The sequence below is a fragment of the Flavobacterium sp. 90 genome, assembly GCF_004339525.1.
GTDB lineage: Bacteria > Bacteroidota > Bacteroidia > Flavobacteriales > Flavobacteriaceae > Flavobacterium.
Map to the genome: position 1 here is coordinate 4,490,651 of NZ_SMGE01000001.1, position 25,671 is coordinate 4,516,321.

A 25,671-nucleotide genomic window follows, 5' to 3' on the forward strand; every position below is an offset into this window, starting at 1 on the left:
ATCAAAGCATACAGAACACGCAGTTATCCAAAAAAATATAATTAATTAAATCATTTTAAGAGTGAGTCTTGTCAATAATAACGAAGTAAAGCGCGACCAACGAAAAAAAGATATTGCCATTATTGGTTTATCCGGGAGATTTTCTCAGTCAAATGATATCCAGTCTCTTTGGGATAATCTAATTAAAGGAAAAGAATTAAATCATTCACCTTCGCCTGAAGAACTTAGAAAAGCGGGAGTAAGTGAATCATTGATTGATAATCCGAGATATATTTTTTCGAAATCAGATATTGAAAACGCAGAAAGTTTTGATTATTCTTTCTTTGGTTATTCAAAAGATGAAGCGGAGTTAATGAATCCACAAATCAGGCTGATGCATGAGCAAGTATGGTTAGCATTAGAAGATGCAGGCTGTAATCCTCATGAATACAGCGGAAAAATTGGGTTGTACCTGGCTGCATCTGATGATTTGAACTGGAGATCGCACGCCTTAATCAATCCTAATAGTCAGGTTGGTGATTTTATGGGAACAAGATTGGCCAATAAATCATTTATAAGCACTCTTATTTCCTATAATTTAGACTTAAAAGGACCAAGTTATTATATTGATACCGCATGTTCGAGTTCTTTATCTTCTATACATATTGCTTGTAGAAACTTACTGCTTAAAGAATGTTCAATAGCAGTTGCAGGCGCAGCATGTTTAATGTCAACCGAAGATGGTGATAGTGGATATCTTTATGAAGAAGGAATGGTTTTTTCAGAAGATGGTCGTTGCAGAGCTTTTGACAAAGATTCTTCCGGTACCTTTTTTGGAGAAGGAGTGGGCGTAATAGCACTAAAAAGATGGGAAGATGCAATACAAGACAAAGATCATATTTATGCTGTCATAAAAGGAACAGCGGTTAATAACGACGGAAAACGAAAAGTTGGTTATACTGCACCAAGCATAGTTGGTCAGGCAGAATGTATAAAACTAGCCCACCGAATTGCCGGAGTTGAACCGGAAAGTATCAGTTATATAGAAGCACACGGAACAGGAACCAAACTAGGAGATCCTGTAGAAATTGAGGCTCTGAACAAAGCGTTTAATTACAATACCAATCACCGTTGTGCTATTGGTTCTATTAAATCAAATCTTGGTCATCTGGATACTGTAGCAGGAATTGTTGGTGTGATTAAAACGGCACTTTCGTTAAAAAACAAAACGCTTCTGCCTTCTATAAATTACAGCAGTCCAAATCCGGAAATAAATTTTTCGTCAGGTCCATTTTATGTGAATGACAAGTTGCAAAACTGGGTTCGAAAAAATAATGAATTATTAAGAGCCGGTGTAAGCAGTTTTGGAATTGGCGGTACGAATGCACACGCTATTCTTGAAGAAGAACCTGCAGCTGAGGTAAGTACAAAAAAAGAAGGAAATCAGTTATTGGTATTTTCTGCAAAAACTAAAACAGCATTACTTAATTATCAGAATAAACTAAAGGATTTCATTAAAGAAAAAGACTCAGTTGATCTGAACAATCTTGCCTATACATTACAAACTGGAAGGAAACATTTTGAATACAGAAATTTTGTGGTTTGTAAAACTAACGCAGAAGCAATCGAAGCATTAGAGAATATTACGCAAAAAACACCTTCAGAGAAAACTTCCGCTGCAACAAAAGATATTGTCTTTATGTTTTCCGGTGGTGGAAGTCAATATTACAAGATGGCTTGGGAACTGTATCTTAATGAACCTTATTTTAAAGAGGTTATGGATCAGGGTTTTGCGCTGTTAAAAAGTAAAACAGGAAAAGATTTTGAAAAAATAATAGGCTATTGGGAAGATGAAACTACAGATACCGATTTGATTAATTCAATCGAATATATGTTACCGATTCTTTTTTTGGTCGAGTACGCATTAGCTCGTTTATTAATGAGTACCGGTATTCAGCCTAATTGCATGATTGGACATAGTTTAGGCGAATATGTTGCCGCTTGTATCAGTGGAGTATTTTCGTTTGAAGATGCTTTGGATATGGTTCTCAAAAGAGGAGAATTAACAAGCAGATTACCTGAAGGAGGAATGGTTGGCGTTGAACTTTCAGCAGAAAAAGTACAAGCTTATCTCACAGAAAAATTATCAATTGCGACCATAAACATGGAGAATTCCTGTGTGATTTCAGGTGCAAAAAATGATATTATTGATTTTATCAAAGTATTAGAACAAAACGATATCGACTATACGGAATTAAAAATTTCGATAGCGGCACATTCTCTTTTGCTCGACGAAATATTAGAGGATTACAAAGAAGCAATTAAAGATATTCAGTTTCATACTCCAAAAATTCCTTTTGTTTCTAATTTAAGCGGAAAAGAAATAACAGCTCAAGAAGCTGTATCACCGGAATATTGGGTTAAGCATTTGAGAAATACAGTAAATTTTTTAGGTGGAATCAGCTATTTATTAGAGAAAAGAAATGCCAATTATATCGAAATTGGATCAGGAGGAATTCTAACTTCATTTCTAAAACAGAATAAGCTTTTTAATAAAAACAGCTTTGGAATCAATCTATTAAGACATCCTAAAGAAGAAGCGAATGATCACGAATATTACCTGCAATCGCTTGGTAAATTATGGCAAAATGGTACAGCAATAGACTGGAATATTTTTAATAAATCGGATAATCAGCAAAAGATTTCTGCTCCGGGTTATTGTTTTGATAAAACCAGTCTGAAAGTCAAAGTCAATCCTTTCCAGCAAATGGTAGATATGGGATTATTATTTGATACAGGCAAGAGTAATTTGCAGGATTCATTTTATCAAACCAGTTGGAAAAAATCAATTGCAGTAACAGGCAATAAGAGTTCTTCTAACTATTTGATTTTTTCAGACGAAAACACTTTGTTAAGACGCATCACTACTAAACTTCAGCAGGAAAATAATGTAATTGAAGTTAAGCAAGGCGCCGAATATAGTGAAACACCTTCTTTAATAACGATCAATCCTTTTGAACAGGATCACTACGAAAAATTATTTAAAACCCTTGAGGATAAAGGTGTAGAAATAGATCAGGTAATTTACAATTGGAGTTTTCAAAAAGAAGAAAATGTATTAAAAGATTCAATTCCGGTGATGCATTTGTGTCGAAATCTAATTATTAACCAAGCAGCACATTTAAAGAAAATTACTTTTATCTCAATCCTTGCTTCGACTGTTTTTGGCAATGAATCCATAAATAATGCTCAGGCTTTAGCCAAAAAAACAGCAGGAATGATTATAAAAAACAATTCAGATATATTCTCCTGTTTTATGGATTTTGATACTTATGAAGCATCAGAAGTATACGACAGCAGTATTTTGAATGATCTTGAATGTAATTTATCGGTTTCTGAAATTGCTTATCGAAATAATCAAAGATGGGTCGCTTTTTTCGAAAAAATTAAAGTTGATGCGACTTCGAATTCCAACGTTATAAAAAGTGATAAAAACTATTTAATCATGAATGGTTTTGGCAAAACAGGAAAGATTATTTCGCAGTATTTATGCAAGCAATATGATGCTAAGATATTGATTACCGGAAGTCAGGTTTTAGAAAAAGATAATGATGTATTTGAAAAATTAAGTCAGCTTAGAAAATCAAATGATAAGACTCATTATTACCAGATTGATCACAGCAAAACAGAAGAAATTCAGGAATTGATTCATAAAGTTGAAAGTGAACACGGCAAAATTTCAGGAGTAATTTTTATTAATGAAGAAAACGGATTGGCAGACTTATCTGATTTGAACAATCTAATTGAATTACAGACAAAGAAGTTTCAGCCAATACATAATCTATACGAAAACTTTAAAGACAAAGATCTTGATTTTGTGTGGTTCCCGTTGCAATTGTCGTCTTTGTTAAACGGCATAAACGAAAATATATACGCAGATACTTATACCAGATTATTGCAAGAGCAAAATCAAGATAAGACCTTCAACTGGACGACATTATTTCTGGACGATTTGAATAAAGAAGTTCTTAATGATGAGGAGATTGCCAGAATATTTGAGTTATCTCTAAGCCAAAAATTAGCTTCTGCAATTGTCTCTTTTCAAGATGTGAATACAATTGCTCAGCATTTAAAATCAAAAGAAGAAAAAGACATTAATCCTGCTGATTCAGGCATTCAGCAAGAAGCGATTAGTGATAATTATGTGGCACCGGAATCGAGTTTGGAAATAGAACTTTGCGAATTATGGCAATCTTTTCTTGGCTTTGACAAGCTGGGAATGGAAGATAACTTTTTTGAGTTAGGAGGAAACTCGCTCAAAGCAATGACTTTGCTTAAAAGAGTTCAGAAACAACATAATGTTCAAATATCACTTAAAGATTTTTTTGCAAAACCAACGGTTACATTGTTATCGCAGGAAATCAAAATTGCCAAATTAATCAAAATGCAGACGAGTAAAAAAGAAACCAAGACTTTAAAAATATAATGATTATGGATCAGTTATTTATAGAATTAAATAATTATGGAATTTCTATGTCATTAGACAAAGAAGATTTAGTAATAAATTTTGAAGGTGACGAAATATCGGAATCCCTTATTAATAAGATAAAGGAAAATAAAAAAGAGATCGTTTCATATCTTAAAAAATATAATTCAGAAGATAATTTTGAAGAAATTCAGCCTGTTGAAGAACAAGAAAATTATCCTATTTCATTTGCACAAAAAAGGCTCTGGATTTCAAGTCAATATGCTGAGGCTTCATTAGCATATATGATGCCTAAAATAATTGATTTATCAGGAGAGTTAGATTTAGAAATATTTGAAAAAGCTGTAAATGCTGTCATCGAACGACATGAAAGTTTACGAACAATTTTTAAAGAAGAAGAAAACGGCGAAGTAAGACAATGGATTTTGCAGCGCGAGGATTTAGGCTTTAAAATTTTAAATCTTGATTTTAGCAAAGAGCAAAATAGTCAGGAACTTTTTAATGAATTTGTTCAAAAGGACAGTTACGAATTGTTTGACTTGAGCAAAGGCCCTTTAATTAGAGCGACTTTGGTTAAAATTTCGGACGAGAAATATTGTTTTTATTATGTTATGCACCATATCATCAGTGATGGCTGGTCGATGGGCGTATTGGCAGAAGATATAATAAGTTTTTATGAAGCCTTTCTTCGTAAAGAAACACCTTCTATTTCTAAACTTGAAATACAATATAAAGATTACACAGCCTGGCAAATTGATCAGCTGAAAAATAATAAATACCAATCAGATAAAGACTATTGGTTTGCACAGTTAAAAGAGGCTGTACCAACAATTGATTTACCAACTAATAAGGTAAGACCAAGAGTTAAAAGTCATAACGGAGAAATTCTTGAAGCGCATTTATCTAAAGAATTAACAACCAAAATAAAAAGATTTAGTCAGGAACAAGAAGGAAGTTTGTTCATCACTTTGCTTAGTATTTGGAATGTATTGTTGTACAGATATACCCAACAAGAAGAGATTATTGTAGGATCTTCGGTTGCGGGACGCGATCATTCGGCTTTAGAAAATCAGATTGGTTTTTTTGTAAATACACTGGCTTTAAAAAATAAAATAAATCCGGATGATTCGTTCAAAGAAGTATATGAGAAAATCAAGAACAATACTTTAGAAGCGATTACGCATCAAAATTATCCTTTTGATTTGTTGGTTGAAGATCTTCAAATAGAGAGAGATAACAGCAGGAATATTCTATTTGATATCGTATTAGTAGGTCAAAATGCGGCAGATCGTGCAGAAGATAACAATTTAGGCAATGAACAAGTCAATTACATAAAAAGCAAAGGAAAGAGCAATGTAAAATTTGATTTGGAAATTGGTTTTTTTGAAAACGGCGACAGCTTACTATTCAATATATATTATAATACAGATGTTTATGATCTTAAAACGATTGAAAGTCTGATTGAACATTTCCGAATTCTTAGCGATCAACTTCTCGATTCAAAAGAGGCAGTTGGTTCAATAGACTATTTAAGTCAGGAAGATCACAATACACTTTTATCAGCATTTAATGATACAGTAACTGAATATTCTAAGGAAAAAACGATTCTTGATTTATTTGGCGAACAAGCTTATAAAAATCCTGACGCGAAGGCATTAACCTATAAAGAAGTGACTTATTCTTATCGTGAATTAGATGAATTGTCAAATCAATTGGCATATTACTTAATACACGATATGGCAATTCAATCAGAGGATTTAATAGCCATACAATTAGAGAGAAGTCAATGGATGATTGTGGCTATTTTGGGTGTATTGAAATCTGGTGTCGCATTTGTACCTGTTGATCCTACTTATCCTCAGGAACGCATTGATTATATATTAAAAGATTGTGGTGCCAAAGTTATTCTAAGCGAAAAATCGCAGCAGATTAAAGTAGAAAATAAGGAGGAAATAAAAATTATCGTATTAGATGATATGGAAGCGCTATTTGCAAAAAAAGCAAGTAACCTGAACCTTATCAGAATAAAACCGGAGCAACTTGCTTATGTAATTTATACCTCCGGTTCTACAGGAAAACCAAAAGGCTGCAAAATTAATCACAGCAATTTGTTCAATTACATACAATGGTCTAATGATTATTATTTTAACAAAACTGAATCTGGAAATTGGGGATTAATTACTTCATTTTCTTTCGATTTGACCTTTACCAGTATTTTTACCAGTTTAACAAGAGGAAAAAAATTATGGATAGGAGATGCTAAAAAGGATATCAACGACCTGCTTCAGGAAAGTTTTTCGCATCCTGAAATAGATACTTTAAAACTTACGCCAACCCATCTTACTTTAATAAAAGCTTCGGGAGTTGACCAGTCAAATATTGATCAGATTATCTGTGGAGGTGAGCAATTGACGTTATCACAATTGAGTGCGATTTGGGATATTAAGGAGAGTATTAAAATTTATAATGAATACGGACCTACAGAAGCAACTGTTGGTTGTATTGTTAAAGAAATAACCAGAGAAGACAAAAAAATTACCATTGGAAAACCTATTGCCAACACAGAAATATATATTCTAAATGAATACAAACAGCTTTGTCCAATTGGTGCAGTAGGAGAAATCTATATTGCAGGAGCTGGTTTGTCTTCAGGATATTTAAATCAGCCGGAACTTACCAAACAAAAATTTGTAGATAATCCTTTTAATGCTAAAGGGAAAATGTACAAAACGGGAGATTTGGGCAAGTGGTCAACAGATGGCGTGATGGAATATATAGGCCGAAGCGACGATCAGGTAAAAATTAATGGACACAGAATCGAGCTTGGAGAAATTGAATATCAATTAGAGACAAAAGCGAACATTAATCAGGCAGTAGTTTTGGTAAATGAAACTGCTGATGAAACAAAAGAATTGGTTGCATATATCATTTCGGATGTTAAGGAAGAAGTGAGCAGTCTGAGAAATTATTTATCAGAAAGAATACCGGAATATATGATTCCTGCTTATTTTATTCAGCTTGATAAATTGCCCTTGACGCCTAATGGTAAGTTAGACAAAAGAAATTTACCAGATTTTGAAGGAGCAGGAGTTTCTGATGCTATTGAATATGTGGCGCCGCGAACAAAAGAAGAAAAAATATTGGTTAAAATATGGGAAGGCGTTTTAAAAAGAGAAAGTATTGGAGTAAAATCTAATTTCTACCACCTTGGAGGAGATTCTATTAAATCAATTCTCGTTGTATCAAGGCTAAAAAAAGAAGGTTATACTTTAAAACTTTCAGATCTTTTGGAATCTCCTGTTTTAGAAGACTTAGTTTCTTTTATGACGGAGCTTAATAAAATTAGCGATCAATCAGACGTATCAGGAGAAGTTGTTTTAACGCCGGTACAGAACTACTTTTTTAAATATGACGGGATTTTAGAACACCATCATTACAACCAATCAGTGGTTTTAAAAAGCAGTGAATTAATTGATACAACGCATATAGAGCAATGTTTATCGACTCTCGTAAAACACCACGATGTTTTGCGTATGACATACAAAAAAGAAGGGCAGGACTGGAAACAACATAATGCCGCAATGTCATCAAAAAGTTATGATTTTAAATCGTATGATTTAACTAATGATAAAAATCCTTTTGAGAGGATGAATTTGCTGGGGAACGAATTACAGTCTCAATTTAATCTTTCTGAAGGTCCATTATTTAAGGTAGCACACTTTAAAACGGCAAGCGGAGATTATTTAGCTTTAATTATACATCACTTGGTGGTCGATGGAGTTTCCTGGCGAATTCTTTTAGAAGATTTATTTACAGTTTACAATCAGGTAAAAGCGGGCATTACTTTAAAATTGCCCCTTAAATCCGATTCTTTCCAGAAATGGGCAACTTTACAAAAAGAATGCGCTCTAAAAGAAAAAATAACTTCTGAATTACCGTATTGGGAAGAGATTTGTACAACCGAAATCCCAGCGTTAAAAACAGATTACAGCCTTGCAGAAAAAAAGCAATTAGATAAAAGGGAATACTTCACACTTGACAGAGAAGTTACCGATTTATTGAAAACAAAGATTAACGATAAGTACAATACTGAAATAAATGATGTGCTGCTTACCGGACTTGCCATGTCAATAAAAAAAGCTTTTGGAATTGAAAAAAGCATGATAAAAATGGAAGGCCACGGTAGAGAAGATATTATCGATGATATTGATATAAGCAGAACCGTTGGATGGTTTACGTCTATTTATCCGATGGTATTAGACATTGCAAATACAAATGGTAATGCCGAAGCTTTAATTCAGGTAAAAGAAAATTTAAGAAAGATACCGAATAAAGGTATTGGTTTTGGAATGCTTAAATACCTAAACGAAGCCGGCAGCAATTTGTCATTTTCTCCAACGATATTATTTAATTATTTAGGAGAATTTGGTCTTGAAACAAACCAAAAAGAAGAATCAATATTTCAATATACTTCTGAAGCAATAGGAGAAAATATATCCGCAAAAAATACAGAAGAAGTATTATTAGATGTTTCGGGATCTATAACTTCAGAAATATTAACGATTTCTGTGGGGTATTCAGATGCCGTTTATTCAGAAGAAACAATAGCTGCATTTTCTCAGGTTTTCAAGACTTGCCTTACTGAGCTCGTTCAGGAATTAGCCAAAGAAGAAAGTACACACAAAACGCCTTCGGATTTATCATATAAAAAATTAGCCGTAAATGACTTAAAGGTTTTAAATTCAGATAATACTGTTGAAGATATTTATGAACTTTCTCCTTTACAGCAAGGAATATATTTTCACTGGTTAACGAGTCAGTCAAGCTCCTTATATTTTGAACAAATATCGTATAGAGTCCATCTTAAAAATGCTGATATAAAGGCAATTTCTCAAGCGTACCAACTCTTAGTAGACAGGCATGCTATATTGAGAACCAGTTTTACCAACGACTTAGCCGATGTTCCGTTGCAAATTGTGCGAAAAAAGGTCAATGCTAATTTCGTCTATAGAAAACGTCCTGATTTTATTCAGGAAGAAAACATATCTGACTATGTTACCGAGTTTAAACAAGCGGACATAAAGGAAGGTTTTGATCTTTCAAATCATTCTCTTATGCGTTTAAAAATACTTGATTTAGGAAATGAGTATTTTGAATTTGTGTGGAGCCATCATCATATTTTGATGGACGGTTGGTGTATGAGTATTCTGATTCAGGATTTTAACCTGATTTTGCAGGCACTTAATAAAAATGAAGAAGTTAATTTTTCAAAACCAATTCCGTATTCGAACTATATTAATTGGTTGAATAAAATCAATGTTAACACTTCTCTTGCGTATTGGAAACAGCAGTTGGAAAACTATAATAATGTTGTTTCGGTTCCCTTTATTAAAAACAATACTACTGTAAAAGAATACAGAGAAACCGTCAATATCGTTAAAATTGAAGGAGGAATAATGAGTAAGCTGCAAGCGATGTGTAATGAAATAGGAATTACACAAAATACCTTTATTCAGGCTGTTTGGGGATTTGTCTTATCAAAATACAACAATACCGATGATGTGATTTTTGGTGGAGTTGTGTCAGGAAGACCTGCAGAATTAGCAGGAGTTGAGGATATCGTGGGATTATTTATCAATACAATTCCCGTAAGAGTTAAATATAAAGGAACTCAAACTCCTCTGGATCTTTTTAAAGATCTCAAAGAAGATGCTATAGCAGGTAATAAACATCATTATGTGAATTTGGCAAAAGTTCAGTCTCAAAGTGATTTAGGAGCCGATTTGATTAATCATATTATGGTTTTCGAAAATTATTTAGTTAAAGATGCCTTAGAAAGCGAAGAGATTAATCCAAATGAAGTAAACAATGCTCAGGAATTTGCCATAGAAGCTGTAGATGTTTTTGAACAAACCAATTATGATTTTAATATTTTGGTTTCGCCTTCTGAAAAGTCTTTGCAGATCTGTTTTAAATTCAACAATACTATATATGATGAAGCATTAGTCGAAAAACTGGCAGCGCATTTTTATACTGTAGCAGAACAATTTATACTATATAAAGAAAAAGCACTGGAAGAAATTGATTTCTTATCAGAAGTAGAATTGGCTTTGCTGAAAGATTTTAATGCGACGGAAATTAGTTATGAATCAGATAAAACGATTTTAGATTTATTTTCTTCAAGTGTTCAAAATCATTCTGCTGAGGTTGCAGTGAGTTATCAGGATGCAACATTGAGTTACAAAGATCTTGATATTCGTACGGGGCAATTGGCAAATTATTTAGTTGATCGTTTCGGCGTAAAACATAACGATTTGGTTGGAATAAAACTCGAGCGCAGCTCAAATATGCTTGTTGCAATATTGGGTATTTTAAAATCTGGCGGAGCTTATGTTCCGGTAGATACAAATTATCCTGAAGAACGATTAGAATACATCAAATCAGACAGTGGTTATAAAGTTTGTATTGATGAGGCTTTTATAAAAGCTTTCGAAATTGAGAAAGACAATTATAGCAGAGAAGTTATCGGCGCAAAAGTTTTAGGAAACAATTTGGCTTATGCCATTTACACTTCAGGTTCAACGGGTAATCCAAAAGGAGTTTTGAACGATCACAACGGACTTTACAACAGATTGCTTTGGATGCGCGATGATCTTAAAATCAATTCTGCCGATGTCATTTTGCAAAAGACACCATATACTTTTGACGTTTCTGTTTGGGAACTTTTAATGCCATTTGTTACAGGATGTAAATTGGTATTTGCACAACCAGACGGACATAAAGATCCTGCTTATCTTTTGGATTTAATACAGGATTCACAAGTAAGTATTCTGCACTTTGTTCCTTCGATGTTAGGGATTTTCCTTGAAGAATTAAATCCTGAAAAATGCACAAGTTTAAAACATGTTGTTTGTAGCGGAGAAGCTTTACCAGCCGTTATGGTTGAAGAGTTTAAGCAGAAATTACCATGGGTTCGTCTTCATAACTTATACGGTCCAACTGAAGCTGCGATCGACGTTACTTCTATTGATTTAACAGATGTAAATACAGAAGAATCAGGAGTTACAATTGGTAAACCTGTAGCCAACACTAAAATTTATATAGTAGACAAAAACCTGTCTTTACAGCCAGTTGGTGTTCCCGGAGAATTGCTGATCGAAGGAGTACAAGTTGCCAGAGGATATTTGAACAGACCTGAACTTACTGAAGAGAAATTTATTGCAAGTCCGTTTAACGAAGGAGAAAGAATTTATCGTACCGGAGATTTGGCAAAATGGCTGCCAAATGGCGAAATAGCTTATTTAGGCAGAATCGACAATCAGGTAAAAATCCGTGGAAACAGAATTGAATTAGGCGAGATAGAAACCAGAATATCAGAATCAGGTTATGTTGAGAATGTGGCTGTTTTGGTAAAAGAAGATCAGTCCACAAGGAAATATCTTGTTGCTTACTTAATTCCAAGAGAAAGATACAATCAAGACGATCTTTTTGGTTATTTAAAAAATAGATTACCGGAATATATGATTCCCGGACTTTTGATAGAAATGGATAGTTTCCCTTTGACTTCAAGTGGTAAACTAAATAGAAAATTGCTACCGGAACCAAATGATGTAAATTTATTTTCAGAATCATATGAAGCACCAAGAGATGAAACAGAAACAGAATTGGCAGCGATATGGGGAGAAGTTCTGGGACTTGATAAAGTTGGAATTCAGGATAATTTTTTCCGTATTGGAGGAGATTCCATTATGTCTATTCGATTGATTAGTAAAATCAATAAAAAGTTTAATGTAAGCATCACAATTGCGCAATTGTATGAATTCAATACGATTGCAGAATTGGGTGACCAGATTAAAAACAACATCAATAGTTCTGAAATTAAGAGAAAAATTAAGGACGAAATAGAAGATAAAATCAATGTTTTGAAGGAAAGAGTATTGGAAGGAATTCCAAACCCTGAAAACATTGAAGATATTTATCCAATGAGTGATATTCAAAAAGGAATGGTTATTCTTTCTACTTTAAATCCTGAAGCAGGAGTTTATCACGATCAATTTGTATTTCAAATACCAACGGTTGATTTAATTTTATTTAAGAAGACATTTTCAAAATTAATAGAGAAACACCAGTCTTTGAGAACCAGATTTGATCTTACTAGTTATGATGAAGAAATACAAATCGTAGAAAAAGAAGTAGATTTTAGCATCGATTATCAGAATATTCAGAATTTGGATGCTGATAAACAAGATGCTTTGATAAATGAAATCATGATTTCTGAGCGCCAGAATCCATTTAATATGGAATCAGGTTTGCTTTGGAGAATCAGTTTATTTGAAATCAATTCGACTTCAACAATCTTTTTATTTCAGTTTCACCATGCCATACTTGATGGTTGGAGCGTTGCGTCTTTAAACACAGAATTGTTTAGAATGTATCGTGAATTGGAAACTACTTCAGAAATAAAACTTGAAAAACTAAAATCAAATTACAGAGATTCGGTTATAGAAGAGCTTTACGAGAAGAATAACGCTGATATGATTAACTTCTGGAAAGAAGAATTAGAAGATTACAAACGTTTAGACATCTTTAAAAATCAGGCAGAAAATATAAATCTCACTAAAGTTTACAATTTCGATTTCAAACATAAACTGCAGGAGAAATGCAGAATAGATGGAATTTCGGTAAAAACAGTATTGTACGCTGCTTTTGTTTATGCTTTGAAGATTATAAATTTCGAAGAAGATTTTGTGATAGGAATGGTTACCAATAACCGTCCCGTAGTCGAAGATGGAGATAAAATTCTGGGTTGTTTTTTAAATACAATACCTGTTCGAAACAGATTGCAGGAACACAATGATTTAACGTGGAGTACTTATTTTAAAAACACAGAAAAGCAACTAAACAGCTTAAAAAGTAAAGAACGATTAACGTTATATGAGATTTCAAAAATAACCAACGAGAAAACAATCGAAGGAGCTCCATTTTTTGATGTTTTATACAATTATGTTGATTTCCATATTTACAATGAATTGCAACTTGAAAAAGATGAAACATATAGTCAGGCTCAGCAGCAGGATTTAAATATTGAATCTTTTGAGACTACTAATACAGCTTTTGATTTAAATGTTAACCTTTCAGGAAACGGATTAACTTTAGGATATAAGCTAAAAAGAAGTTTAAAATCTGATGTTTCAGTAGTTCAAATTCACGATTATATCACTCAGATTTTAGCTATTTATCTGGATGCTCCGGATACAAAATTAAGCAACACAACTTTTGTATCAGAAACAGAATTGGCTTTGTTGAAAGGTTTTAATGCGACTGATATTCGTTATGAATCAGATAAAACGATTTTAGATTTATTCGCTTCAAGTGTTCAAAATTATTCCGCTGAGGTTGCTGTGAGTTATCAGGATGCAACATTGAGTTACAAAGATCTTGATATTCGTACGGGTCAATTGGCAAATTATTTAGTAGATCGTTATGGAGTTAAACATAATGATTTGGTTGGAATAAAATTGGAACGCAGCTCAAATATGCTTGTTGCAATATTGGGTATTTTAAAATCAGGCGGAGCTTATGTTCCGGTAGATACCAATTATCCTGAAGAACGATTAGAATATATCAAATCAGATAGTGGTTATAAAGTTTGTATTGATGAGGCTTTTATAAAAGCTTTCGAAATCGAGAAAGACAATTATAGCAGAGAAGTTATCGGTGCAAAAGTTTTAGGAAGCAATTTGGCTTATGCCATTTATACGTCAGGTTCAACTGGAAATCCAAAAGGAGTTTTGAACGATCATAACGGACTTTACAACAGATTACTTTGGATGCGTGATGATCTTAAAATCAGTTCAGCCGATGTCATTTTGCAAAAGACACCTTATACTTTTGACGTTTCCGTTTGGGAACTTTTAATGCCGTCTGTTACAGGATGTAAATTAGTATTTGCACAACCAGACGGACATAAAGATCCTGCTTATCTTTTGGATTTAATACAGGATTCACAAGTAAGTATTCTGCACTTTGTTCCTTCGATGTTAGGGATTTTCCTTGAAGAATTAGATCCTGAAAAATGCACAAGTTTAAAACATGTTGTTTGTAGCGGAGAAGCTTTACCAGCAGTTATGGTTGAAGAGTTTAAGCAAAAACTGCCATGGGTTCGCCTTCATAATTTATATGGACCAACTGAAGCTGCGATCGACGTTACGTCTATTGATTTAACAGATGTAAATACAGAAGAATCAGGAGTGACTATTGGTAAACCTGTAGCAAACACTAAAATTTATATAGTTGATAAAAACCTGTCTTTACAGCCAGTTGGTGTTCCCGGAGAATTGTTGATAGAAGGAGTACAAGTTGCCAGAGGATATCTAAACAGACCAGAACTTACTGCAGAGAAATTTATCGCAAGTCCGTTTAACGAAGGACAAAGAATTTATCGTACCGGAGATTTGGCAAAATGGTTACCAAATGGCGAAATAGCTTATTTAGGCAGGATTGACAATCAGGTAAAAATCCGTGGAAACAGAATAGAATTAGGCGAGATAGAAACCAGAATATTAGAATCAGGTTATGTTGAGAATGTAGCTGTTTTGGTAAAAGAAGACGAGTCTGGAAGGAAATATCTTGTTGCTTATTTAATTCCAAGAGAAAGATACAATCAAGACGATCTGTTTGGTTACTTAAAAAACCGATTACCGGAATATATGATTCCCGGATTGTTGATAAAAATGGAGAGTTTCCCTTTAACGTCAAGCGGTAAACTGAACAGAAAATTATTACCGGAACCAAGCGAAACGAATTTACTTTCAGAATCATATGAAGCGCCAAGAGATGAAACAGAAACAGAATTGACTCTTATATGGGGAGAAGTTCTAAGGCTTGATAAAGTGGGAATTCGCGATAATTTTTTCCGCATTGGAGGAGATTCCATTATGTCTATTCGATTGATTAGTAAAATCAATAAAAAGTTTAATGTAACCATCACAATTGCTCAATTATATGAATTCAATACGATTGCAGAATTGGCTGATCAGATTAAGAACAACACCATTTCTTTTGAGGAAACAAAAAAAGTCAGAGACGATATAAGGGTGACATTCAATAGCTACATGGACGAAGTTCTGGGAAATAAATAGTTTTAAAAATAGGGATTCTAAAAAAATATAAGTTTAAAAACATTAAAAAGTAAGCAATGAAAACAGAAAATATAGTGGATGTTTATCCTATGAACGATGTACAGAAAGGTATGGTATTCACCACATTAAAAAATACTGGGGATGTTATTTATCACGATCAGTTTGTGTACTATGTTCCAAGAATCACAAATGTCGAGCGTTTTGAACAAGCGATAAGATTAATGATGGAAGTACATCCTATTCTGAGAACAGGCTTTGATTTAGAAAACTACACAGAACAGTTACAAATCGTTTATGATAAAGTAGATCCAGTATTTAATTTCGTTGACTTAACAGAACTTAGTGAGGACAAACAGGAAGAGTATATTAAAAAATACATGCAGGAGGAACGTTACAGACCTTATGATTTTAAAATTGCTCCTTTGTGGCGAATTGCCATGTTTAATTTGGATGAAAACAATAGTGTTTATTTGATTCAGTTTCACCACGCTGTATTGGACGGATGGAGTATGGCAACATTTAATACACAACTTTTTAATGTTTATTCGGAATTAGAAAACAACAAAGATTATAAACCTGAGCCTCTTAAAGCTTCGGTAAAAGATGCTGTTGTTGAGGAAATTGCCGAAAAAAATAATCCGGATACAATCCAATTTTGGAAAGATAAATTAAGCTATTATAACAAGCCTCGTATTTTTACTTCTAAAGTTATTTTTCAGGAATTTAGAAAATTCCTTGATCAGGAAGTGACAAAAAAACTAAAAAAGAAAGCAGCAGAAGATGAACTATCTTATAAAAATATAGTTTACGGAGCTTTTGTTTATGTTCTGAAAACACTTTCGCTTGAAGAAGATTTTGTAGTAGGAATTGTTTCTAATACGCGACCAATAATAGAAGATGGTGATAAGGTTTTAGGATGCTTTTTAAACTCTTTGCCAATGAAACTTTCCTTAGGCGAATATGAGAATTCAACATGGTTAGAATATTTCAAAAGTATCGAGGAAGAAATGAGAATTCTTAAGACAAAAGACAGATCAACTTTGTTTGAAATTTCAAAAATCGCTGGAGAAAGAATTGGTGCCGAAAATCCTTTTTTTGATATATTATTTAATCATATAGATTTTTATAATGTCTATAAGGATCTTAATGTGGCGACTTCGAAAACGAAGTACTTGATGAAGCAAAAGAATATAAAACTAAGGTCTTTTGAGGTAACGAATACTTTTTTGGATGCTAATATCATTGACACTTTTGAAGGTTCTTTAGAATTTCATTTTAAACTGACCAGAGAATTAGAACAAGGATATTCATTAGTTCAAATTCACGATTATATTACTCAGATTTTAGCGATTTATCTGGATGCTCCGGACACAAAATTAAGCAATACAGCTTTTGTATCAGAAACAGAATTGGCATTGTTGAAAGGTTTTAATGCGACAGAGATTAGTTATGAATCAGATAAAACAATTTTAGATTTATTCGCTTCAAGTGTTCAAAATCATTCTGCTGAGGTTGCTGTGAGTTATCAGGATACAACATTGAGTTACAAAGATCTTGATATTCGTACCGGTCAATTGGCAAATTATTTAGTAGATCGTTTCGGCGTTAAACATAATGATTTGGTTGGAATAAAATTGGAACGCAGCTCAAATATGCTTGTTGCAATATTGGGTATTTTAAAATCAGGCGGAGCTTATGTTCCGGTAGATACAAATTATCCTGAAGAACGATTGGAATATATCAAATCAGACAGTGGTTATAAAGTTTGTATTGATGAGGCTTTTATTAAAGCTTTCGAAATCGAGAAAGACAATTATAGCAGAGAAGTTATCGGCGCAAAAGTTTTAGGAAACAATTTGGCTTATGCCATTTATACGTCAGGTTCAACGGGTAATCCAAAAGGAGTTTTGAACGACCACAACGGACTTTACAATAGATTGCTTTGGATGCGTGATGATCTTAAAATCAGTTCAGCCGATGTCATTTTGCAAAAGACACCATATACTTTTGATGTTTCTGTTTGGGAACTTTTAATGCCATCTGTTACAGGATGTAAATTGGTATTTGCACAGCCTGATGGACATAAAGATCCTGCTTATCTTTTGGATTTAATAGCAGATTCACAAGTAAGTATTCTTCACTTTGTTCCTTCGATGTTAGGGATTTTCCTTGAAGAATTAGATCCTGAAAAATGCGCAAGTTTAAAACATGTGGTTTGTAGTGGAGAAGCTTTACCAGCAGTTATGGTTGAAGAATTTAAGCAAAAACTGCCATGGGTTCGTCTTCATAATTTATATGGTCCAACTGAAGCTGCAATCGATGTTACTTCTATTGATTTAACAGATGTAAATACAGAAGAATCAGGAGTTACAATTGGTAAACCGGTAGCAAACACTAAAATTTATATAGTAGACAAAAACCTGTCTCTACAACCTGTAGGTGTTCCGGGAGAATTGCTGATCGAAGGAGTTCAGGTTGCCAGAGGATATCTAAACAGACCAGAACTTACTGCAGAGAAATTTATTGCAAGTCCGTTTAACGAAGGAGAGAGAATTTATCGTACCGGAGATTTGGCAAAATGGTTACCAAATGGCGAGATAGCTTACATAGGCAGGATTGACAATCAGGTTAAAATTCGTGGAAACAGAATAGAATTAGGCGAGATAGAAACAAGAATATTAGAATCAGGTTATGTTGAGAATGTGGCTGTTTTGGTAAAAGAAGATCAGTCTTCAAGAAAATATCTTGTTGCTTATTTAATTCCAAGAGAAAGCTACAAGCAAGAGGATCTGTATGAGTATTTAAAAAACAGATTACCGGAGTATATGCTTCCGGGATTACTTATAGAGATGGAGAATCTTCCTTTGACAAGCAGCGGAAAACTAAATAAAAAAGTCTTACTAGAGCTTAAAGAAGAGATAAGTGTTTCTAACTATGAAGCTCCAAGAAACGAAATGGAATCAGAATTGGCAGCTATTTGGGAAGAAGTTTTAAAATTAGATAAAGTAAGTATTCATGATAACTTTTTTCGTATTGGAGGAGATTCTATTGTGTCTATACGACTGATTAGCAAGATTAATAAAGCGTTTGAAAATAAAATTACAATCGGAAATTTGTATGAAAATAATACGATAGCAGCTTTAAGTAACTTAATCGCTAAAACGGAAGGAATTTCGAATCAGGATGATCTTTTAAGCTCGCAAATCATTGAGAAAGTTGAGAAATTAAAATACGAGGTATTAAATGTAAGGGAGGATAGTGATTTAATCGAAGACATTTATCCGATGCATGATATTCAAAAAGGGATGGTTTTGTTGTCGTCAATTAATCCAGCGAGTGGAATTTATCATGATCAGTTTGTATTCCAGATTCCAAAAGTTGATTTGCAGTTATTGGAGCAAGCCCTATCAAAATTAGTAGCTAAACATGCTATTTTGAGAACTTGTTTTGATTTGGTAAATTATAGTGAAGAAATTCAAATTGTACTAAAAGAAATTGATTTTAAAATCACTCAATCAGATATTCAAACTGTAAGTTCAAAAGAGCAGGAAGAATTTATTAATGATTTTATGGTTTCAGAACGTAAAGTACCTTTTGATATTACTATTGCGCCACTTTGGCGAATTCATTTATTTACTATTTCACCATTCAATGAAGTGCTGTTATTTCAATTTCACCATTCTATTTTAGACGGATGGAGTATTGCTTCTCTTTATACGGAGTTGTTTCAGATTTATAAACAAGTATCAAACAACCTTACCTATGAAATAACTTATCTGAAAACATCTAATAAAGAGGCTGTTATTGAAGAGTTGTTTAAAAAGCAATGTCAAAAAAATATCGATTTTTGGGGAAATGAAATTAAAAGTGTCCAAAATCTTAACATTTTTAGTACTAAAGGTACTTACCAGCAATTTTCAGTAAGTTACGATAGAGCTATTAAAGAAAAATTGCAGAAAAAATGTAAGGAAGATCAGATTACGTTAAAAACGCTAGTTTATGGCGCATTGGTTTACACTATAAAATTGCTGTCAGCAGAAAACGATTTTATGATTGGTTTAGTTGGCAATAATCGTCCCTCTCTTGAAGATGGGGATAAATTATTAGGTTGCTTTTTGAACACGATTCCGGTTAGAAACAGACTAAATGATATTGAAAACATTAGTTGGAAAGAATATTTTAGAGGTATTGATGACAAATTACTTAGCTTAAAAAGTTATGAAGATCTGACTTTTCTAGAGATTAATAAACTGGCTAATGTGGAAGCAGGAAATCAATCACAATTAATTAATGTACTTTTTAATTACGTTGATTTTCACATTTACGAGGAATTGGAAGCTAACGCTGTTGATAAAAAAGAGCAAAAGGTGGTTCAAAATTATTTGAATATTAAATCACACGAATCAACCAACACCTATTTTGACATAGATGTAAATACTTCAGGAGCGAGGTTTGCATTTAATTATACTTTGCAAAGAGAATTTAAGAATGAGCTAACCTTAGAAAGAATCCATAATTTTATAGATAGAATTATACTAAATTATATCGATGCTTCGGAAAATATAGTAGGCAAAACTGCTCTCATTTCCAGTGAAGAAGAACATGAAATTTTAACTGTTTTTAATCAACCGTCTACAAAAAATCCGCAGCACACCATATTGGAATTGTTCAGTGAAAGTGTTCGTAATCATCAATCAAATAAAGCTATTACAGATAGCAAGACTACCTTTACCTATGGGCAATTGGATAAAGAGATAAATCAATTTGCAAATTTCTTAAAAGATAAATTTGAAATCTCTACCGGAGATATAGTTGGCGTTGAGTTAAATAATGATTCGGCAATGATTGTATCTTTTCTGGCAATTCTGAAAACAGGAGGTGTTTATTTGCCAATAGATATTGATTATTCTGCTTCGAGAAAAGAGTTGATTTATGCAGATAGTAATTGTAAAGTAGTTATTCAGGATCAAATCCTTCAAAATTTTAGAGATTCTAAAGAGAACTATAAAGACGAATTTGAGTCGAATGTTGATCTAAATGATACTGCTTATATTATCTACACATCCGGTTCAACAGGAAAACCTAAGGGAGTGCCTATTTTACACCGATCATTAGTTGATTATGTACTGACATTTAAAAATTATTTCAACATTAATGCTGATGATTCTATTGTTCAGCAGTCAAGTACATCATTTGATACTTCAATTGAGGAGATTTTTCCAATACTTATAAGCGGAGGTTCATTGGTAATGAATGAATCAAAGAAAGATATTAATCATTTATTGGATTTATGCGAAAAACATAACGTCACCGTATTAAGTGTAAACCCTTTTATAGTTCAGTATATTAATGAAGTATATAATAATCATAATTTTAAATTCAGGGCTTTGATTAGTGGTGGTGATGTTTTAAAACCAAAATATATTGACAGGATATGGGACAAAATTAAAATATACAATACGTATGGTCCTACTGAAACTACGGTTTGCGCTACCTACCATGAAATAAAAGACTTAGATACTTTTATTTCTATAGGGAAACCAATCAATAATCGTCAGATTTATATTTTTTCTCCAAAATCGAACAATTTGACGCCTATTGGTTTACTCGGAGAAATTTGTATTGGCGGAGAAGGAGTATCGTTAGGTTATTTAAATGAAGCAGATTTAACTTCAAGAAAATTCATTGATAACCCCTATAATGCTGAAGCCAAATTATATAGAACCGGTGACTTGGGACGTTGGTTACCAGATGGTAGCATCGAATTTTTAGGAAGAAGTGACTCACAGGTCAAAATAAGGGGATTCAGAATAGAACTGGAAGAGATTGAACTCGCAATCCTTAATTCAGGCTATGTTAAAGATGCAGCTGCACTAACAATTGGGGATGAAGAAAATAAACGAATTGTAGCATTTATTGTTCCATTAGAGGGATATAGTAAGGAAAGTACAATGGATTATTTATCTGCTCATCTTCCGGAATATATGTTGCCAAGTTTGATACTTAGTACGGAAACTTTACCATTAACCATTAATGGGAAGTTGGATAAGGACGCATTGAAATTGCCGGATATGGATAATTTGTTTGCCGATAGTTATGAGGCTCCCGGCAATGATGTTGAGAGTAAATTGGTTGATATATGGAAAAACTTACTGCAGGTTAACAAAATAGGAATTAATGATAGTTTTTTTGAAATAGGTGGTAACTCTATTATGGTCGTTAAACTTCAAAATCATTTGCAAAGAGAATTTCAAACTTTAATTAATATAGTTGAATTATTTAATAATGTGACTATTAAAAAACAAGCATTCATACTCCAAAAAAACCTAAAAACAGATCAGGAAGAGGAAGTTATAAAAACAATGAGTTTTTAGATTTTATCGCCTAGTATTAAATTATAATTCAAAAAATTATGCAAGAATCAGTAGCAATAATTGGAGTGTCTTTTGAATTTCCCGGGATTAAAACCTGGAAAAACTTAACAGCGTCTCTTACAGATAGTAAAACATATATAGATCATTTGTCATCTGATCGTTTAGAAGATATTTACAATAGATTTGGGAATGTAGAAATGTCCCAAGGAGGGTATCTGCCTAATATAGATCAGTTTGATAATAAATATTTTGGAACCACTGAACGAGAAGCCACAAAAATATTTCCAGAGCACCGATTATTTTTATTGCATGCTGTAAGAGCATTTTATGATGCCGGATATGTAGAAGAAGATTTAAAAGGCTCCAATACAGGAATTTTTTACACAGCATCTAAATCAGCTTATGCTAATTTTTCAGAATTATCTTTTAATGAATTTGATGCATTATTTGGAATTGAAGGAACTCGATTGGCGAACTTTCTGGATCTGCGAGGACCGGTTATAGCTATTGACACCACTTGTTCTTCTTCTTTGGTTGCTGTAAACAATGCTATCCATAGTTTAAATTTTAAGGAATGTGACAAGGCTTTAGTTGGAGGTGTAAAATTTAGCGCAATCACTAAAGCAGCTGCTGATGAATCAACTGTAGTTTCCAAAAAACAACATTGTAAACCCTTTGATGAGGATGCAGATGGATTAATGAATGGGGAGGGAGCAGTTTGTATTGTACTGAAACGTCTAAAGGACGCAGAAAGAGATAAAGATCCAATTTATGGTATTATTAAAGGAAGTGGGATAAATCATGGAGGAGCCAGAATTTCAAGTTTAACAGCCCCAAGTTCAGATGCACAGAAAGATGTGATTGTAAAAGCATGGGGGAATGCTGAGGTTTCTTCCAATCAAATTAAATTTATTGAAGCGCATGGAACGGGAACAATTCTTGGGGATCCTATAGAATTTGAGGGACTCAAAGCTGCTTTTTTAGAAGATAATCAATCCAACGCACTTTGCTCCATAAGCTCATTTAAAGGACAAATAGGGCATTTGGATTATTTAAGCGGTTTAGCGGGCTTAATTCGTTTAATAGCCGCGTTAAATAACAAGGTTTTACCCATACAGGCAAACTTCAAAAGATTAAATAAGCATCTGAATACCGAAAATAGTCCCGTAAAAATTCAGGATAGTAATGCTATTTGGGAAAGCACAAACGGAGAACGAATAGGTGGTGTTAGCAGCTTTGGATTGACAGGGACGAATGTACACCTGGTTGTTTCCCAAAAAGAAGAAATAAAACAGCTTAATACTAAAGAATTTTTCTACCTGCAAATCAGTGAGGACACTAAAGAAAGATTCGATAATTTAAAAAAACAAATTTTAAAAAAGGTTGAAAATTTAAACTTAGAACAATTAAGTCAATTTTGCCATAAAACAAATCGTTTGTTTCAGTTAAAAAATGAGAATCAGGGATATGTTTTCTCCTCATTGGATATGCTCAGGAACGATTTAAAAGCAGCTGAAAAGAGTATTCCTAAAAATGCAGTTTTTTATATTCTTGATTTGGATATATTGGAATATAACAAGGATATAATTACTTCGATACTCGAGGAAAATGAATTGATTAGCCTACAATGGGATAAAAACATACCTCATTCCGTAGATTCGATAGATAATAAGAAAGTTCTTAATGTACTTTTTCAATTTGTTTTATATAAGTATCTGATTGCTAATCTGAATAAAAAGGTAAAATTCATTACCAAAAAAGGAGAAGGTATTATCGAACAGTTAGTAAATAAAGTAATAACTCCTCTCCAACTTATTAATAATCCTGAACTATGTGTTGCTAATGACATCTTTTTTGATGAAGAAGCATTCAAAAAGTATTTAGAAATAAACAATGCTTCAGATAAAGTAATACTTGTGGATTTTTCAAATAAAAATCCTGGCCGATTCAATGATTTGAAGTTAGATTTAGTAAATATAAATGGAACACTAACAGATTTACAGCGTTTTAAATTGTACAGCGAAATAATAATAGCTGGAGCTAACGCTCTGAAAAGCAAAATTAATCCGATGTTTCATGATTCAGAGCTTCCTTATTTTGATTTAAAGAGATTTTGGCCGGAGACAAAACAAATTGTTCAGGAAAAAGCTATTTCCACTATAATTCCGGATGTAACAAAATATGAACTATTGCAAATTACGGAGATTGTCAAAGAAGTCTGGTGTGAAATCTTAGAGATCACAGAAATAGAAGTTGACGATAATTTTTTTGATTTAGGAGGAACCTCTCTTACAGCATTAGATATGATGAGTGAAGTGGAAAGTAAAATTAATGGAAGTACTATTTCTTATGAAGAAATGTACAACCACACCACTATCACAGAATTGTCTCAATTTATTTTTAATCAATTAAAGACTAAGGATTTGATTGAAACTGAAAAGAAAGAGGTTGTTAATGTAACTGATGATGAAATCAGAAAGAATGATTACGAACTGCTGATTCAAAATATTGAAAGTGAACAATACAACAAAATCATAGCGAAAAAAATAGTAGTCACAGGTGCTACAGGTTTAGTCGGCTCATTTTTGGTAGAGTATTTACTTAAAAATACAGACGCTCAAATTGTATGTTTAGTGAGAGGAGACGATTATAATTCAGAGCATGATAAATTTTGGACAATATTTAATCAGAACTTTAAGATTCAACATAGTTCAAGAATTCAAATTGTGAAAGGGGATCTGTCTCTAATCAATTTTGGTTCTGAACAAAATGATGTACTCGCAAATGTTGATACTGTTTTTCACGTGGCAGGTTCACCATCTTTTGTTAGTCAATACAAACCAAAAGAGCATATCAATTACATAGGAACCAAAAATTGTATCGATTGGGCAAACTCAAATGGTGTTCAGAACTTCAATTTGATCTCAACGATAGGAATAGTAGGTCAAACAATGCCAAAAGAAATTAAAAATTTTTATGAAACTGATTTAAATGTCGGTCAGGAGGCAGGTAACTTAATTCACGCTTCTTCAAAACTATTGGCAGAAGAGTATCTTAAAGATCATTTTAAAAATAATGCAAAGGTGTTCCGTATCCCAAACGTTGGAGGAAGATATGAGGATGGATTTATCCCTTCTGATTTAAGTAAAAATTTAATGAGCCTTAAGTTAAAATATTTTCATGAAGTGGGCTATTATTCAGATGAAATTATGAACTGGTATGCAGGAATTATTTTTACTCCTGTAGATCATTTAGCAGGTTTAATTGTAGAGATTGCATTGACTGACATCAATTCTCTTAAAACATATCATCTTAATATAGAGAAAGGTTTTTCTTTTGGCGAGATTGTTTCATCTTTTCTAAAGAATGATTTCGATCTGAAGAAAATTGAGCACCATGAATTACTTCAAAAGCTAGAGCAAATGAAGAAAAATTCTATGAACGTGGGCTTAAATTTATATAAGGTAGGACAAAGCGAAGCGGAAGAGAAGCATAATTTTAGTTTTCAAAATGAAGCTACGATGAAAATTATCAAGAAATTAAATATCTCTTTTGTAAATAGTTATAACCGTTTTCATTACTTAGGCAATATTGTTAAATTCTATCTAAATGGGCACTTTAAAAATGAAAACAAAAATCAGATATCAGAAGTCAAAACTTTATAAAATTTCTGTAGAAAAAATAAACATTT

At 32.9% G+C, this 25,671-nt stretch carries 4 protein-coding genes; all 4 read left to right on the forward strand.

Features of this window, described 5'->3' with window-relative positions:
• Nucleotides 1-61: 61 nt before the first annotated feature.
• Genes C8C83_RS18575 through C8C83_RS18590 form a run of 4 tightly spaced genes read left to right on the forward strand, consistent with a single transcriptional unit; the run spans nt 62 to nt 25,645 of the window.
• Nucleotides 62-4,465, forward strand: a complete 4,404-nt coding sequence (locus C8C83_RS18575) for a type I polyketide synthase (RefSeq protein ID WP_132011840.1) — start codon at nt 62-64, stop codon at nt 4,463-4,465.
• A gap of 5 nt (nt 4,466-4,470) precedes the next feature.
• Entirely contained in the window at nt 4,471-15,606 is an 11,136-nt protein-coding gene (locus tag C8C83_RS18580; protein WP_165877247.1) for a non-ribosomal peptide synthetase, read from the forward strand.
• Between the two features lie 56 nt (nt 15,607-15,662).
• Nucleotides 15,663-21,980, forward strand: coding sequence for a non-ribosomal peptide synthetase (locus C8C83_RS18585; protein WP_132011842.1), 6,318 nt, complete (start codon nt 15,663-15,665; stop codon nt 21,978-21,980).
• 38 nt (nt 21,981-22,018) lie between these two features.
• The gene (locus tag C8C83_RS18590) at nt 22,019-25,645 is read left to right on the forward strand and encodes a beta-ketoacyl synthase N-terminal-like domain-containing protein (protein ID WP_121329874.1); all 3,627 of its coding nucleotides are present in this window, start codon (nt 22,019-22,021) and stop codon (nt 25,643-25,645) included.
• Nucleotides 25,646-25,671: the final 26 nt, after the last annotated feature.

What these genes read in the sequence shown, in the direction of transcription:
- C8C83_RS18585 (WP_132011842.1), top strand. Translation starts at nt 15,663, where the DNA reads ATGAAAACAGAAAATATAGTGGATGTTTATCCTATGAACGATGTACAG.
- C8C83_RS18590 (WP_121329874.1), top strand. Translation starts at nt 22,019, where the DNA reads ATGCAAGAATCAGTAGCAATAATTGGAGTGTCTTTTGAATTTCCCGGG.
- C8C83_RS18580 (WP_165877247.1), top strand. Translation starts at nt 4,471, where the DNA reads ATGGATCAGTTATTTATAGAATTAAATAATTATGGAATTTCTATGTCA.